This window comes from Pseudoalteromonas sp. SR45-5, assembly GCF_014163565.1.
GTDB classification, from domain to species: Bacteria; Pseudomonadota; Gammaproteobacteria; order Enterobacterales; family Alteromonadaceae; genus Pseudoalteromonas; species Pseudoalteromonas distincta.
On the sequence record NZ_JACJDN010000535.1, the window covers coordinates 1 to 2,767 of the forward strand.

The window sequence follows — 2,767 nt, forward strand, 5'->3', positions numbered from 1 at the left end:
GGCGAGCAATAGTCCATGATGAGTTTAATGGTAATGCGTGGCTTACGTCTGACTTTTTAAAATATAATAATGTAAAAACAAATACGCAGAGCGAAAATGATGAGCAACTTATTGCAAGCTACTCAGTTATTACAGAGCCTGCTACACAAAAATGGCTCTATGGTTTAGCCTATTCCAGTAGTAACTCACCAAATGTTGAAGGTAATTCGCTAGGTTTATTGCGTAAAAAAAGTCGCCAAGCTAAAAACTTACAATACGATGTAAATAGCTTTAACTTCAAAGCTTTACCGCTTGGCGAATTTGAAGAAAAACGCTACAAATACCTCTCCAATAAAAAGAATGTAAAAACATCATCACTTGCTAAAAACTTAAAGCAAAATACACACTCTGATCGCGATTTTTATAACCGCTTATTACAATACTTTGCAGGTACGGGATTTACTTACACGTTAACACCCACGCCTATGAGCGGTGATAATACAATTGACCAATTTTTATTTGAAAACCAACGTGGCTTTTGTGGCCACTATGCCAGTGCCGCCGCGTACATTTTTAGAACCGCGGGTATACCCGCTCGACTAGTAAGTGGCTATTTAGGGGGCGAATTAAATCAAGATAATAATACGCTCACTGTTCGCCAATACGACGCACACGCATGGGTAGAAGTATTTTTACAAAACGAAGGTTGGGTTATTTTTGATGCAACCGCTGTTGTAGCTCCGGAGCGTTTAAATGGCTCACTTTCGCAGAACGAAGAGCTGAATGACGAATTTAAAAGTAACCTTGATTTTGGTTTAGTGAGTTTAAGTAATTTCCCCGCTATTAATTGGTTAAGGTTGGAACTTGAAAACCTCGATTATCAATGGTCTAGCTGGGTACTTGGTTTTGACGAAGAAAAACAAAATGATTTTTTACAATCGATTTTTGGTAGTAAAAACATTTGGCTTGTACCATTAATGGTTTTACTAACAGCTGGTTTTTGTTTTATAGGTTATTTTATTTATTTAAACTTGCCAAAACGCCCGTCTAAATTAGCGCCTATGGTTAAAGAGTTTTATGAAGTAAAAGCATGGGCTAAAAAACAAAAAATAAATACACCCAATAATTTAACACCGAGTCAGCAGTTAGACTTTTTTGCTGATCAACTTCCTCGTTCTGCACAATCTATAAACACTTTTAGGCAGTTATTTAACCAAGTACGCTATGGTAAAAAACCTTTTACGAAAGAGCGTAAAACTCAGGCTAAAGATCTGATAAAATTAATTAAAATTTCCAAATAGAGAATACTATGAATGCTGTTGTTATAGGCGTTATTTTAATGCTCGGGCTATCTCTTGCTCGCGTTAACGTCATTGTTGCCATGATCATAAGCGCGTTAGTTGCAGGTCTTACTGCAGGCTTGGGCATAAAAGAAAGTGTTGATGCGTTTAATTCTGGCCTTTCAGCTGGAGCTGAAATTGCACTAAGTTATGCTATGCTCGGCGCGTTTGCCGTTGCTATTTCTAAGTCGGGTTTAACACGCATTCTCGCTGATAAGCTACTTGCTAAAGTAAATGCAAAAGGCAGCGGTAATGAAACATTTTTAAGTTACTTCATTTTATTAATTATTTTAGGTTGTGCAATTTCTTCGCAAAACTTAGTCCCTGTACACATAGCGTTTATTCCTATTTTGATCCCGCCGTTACTTGTTGTTTTTAATCAGTTAAGATTAGACAGGCGTGCTATAGCGTGTATTTTAACATTTGGATTAGCAACGTCTTACATGGTGCTTCCTTATGGTTTTGGGGGTATTTACTTATATTCGATTTTGCACAAAAACCTAGTTGATAACGGCCTAGACATTGTAAATACCCAAGTCCCTGTGGCGATGATAATTCCTGCATTAGGTATGTTTATTGGGTTACTTATTGCGGTATTTATTACTTACAAAAAACGCCGCGAATACACCGAGCTCCCATTAACAACTGTGAGTAAATCTGCTGAGGTAGAAAACCCTAAAAAAGTAATGATTGTGGGGCTTTTTGCAGTACTTGCCTCACTTGTTGCACAAAACCTAAGTGGCTCAATGATTTTAGGTGGCTTAGTAGGTGTAATGATATTTAGTGTATTTGGTGTAGTTAAGTGGGAAGAAAACGGCGACGTATTTAGTAAAGGCGTTGCGATGATGGCCATGATTGGCTTTATTATGATATCGGCACAAGGTTTTGCATCGGTTATGCAAGCCACTGGCGATGTAGCAAGCTTAGTACACAGCGCAGCCGCCCTTTTTGATGGTAATAAACCTTTGGCCGCCGGTGTTATTTTGTTAGTCGGGTTATTAATTACAATGGGAATTGGCAGTTCGTTTTCAACAGTGCCTATTATTGCAACTTTGTTTGTTCCTTTGTGTTTAGATCTTGGGTTTTCTGTTATGGCTACCGCTGCGCTTGTTGGTACTGCGGGCGCTTTAGGTGATGCAGGCTCTCCTGCTTCAGACTCAACGCTTGGCCCAACATCGGGTTTAAATGCCGATGGCCAGCACGACCACATTAGAGACTCTGTTATTCCAACGTTTATTCACTTTAACATACCGCTGCTGATATTTGGCTGGATTGCAGCAATGGTACTTTAAAAAGTATTTATGTAAGTATTAATAAATGTAATTAAAAGCTAAATATAACCAAAAAGGTATGTTAAAAGCATACCTTTTTAGTATCCAAATCCAACAACTCTCACCCCTATCAATTCCCTTCAGTTTGATTACTTTTTTAGTTAATACTCACTCTGT

2 protein-coding genes are annotated in these 2,767 nt (G+C 38.1%); both read left to right on the top strand.

Going from position 1 to position 2,767, the window contains the following annotated elements; translation table 11 throughout:
- Window positions 1–1,280, top strand: a 1,280-nt coding sequence (locus tag H5072_RS16165) for a transglutaminase domain-containing protein (RefSeq protein ID WP_182694103.1), incomplete at its 5' end; no start/stop codon positions are given.
- An 8-nt stretch (window positions 1,281–1,288) separates the two neighbouring features.
- Window positions 1,289–2,611: a Na+/H+ antiporter family protein gene (locus H5072_RS16170; RefSeq protein ID WP_182694104.1), complete on the top strand. Its 1,323-nt coding sequence runs from the start codon at window positions 1,289–1,291 to the stop codon at window positions 2,609–2,611.
- Window positions 2,612–2,767: the final 156 nt, after the last annotated feature.

Coding starts and splice junctions, on each gene's coding strand:
- H5072_RS16170 (WP_182694104.1), top strand. CDS start 1,289: ATGAATGCTGTTGTTATAGGCGTTATTTTAATGCTCGGGCTATCTCTT.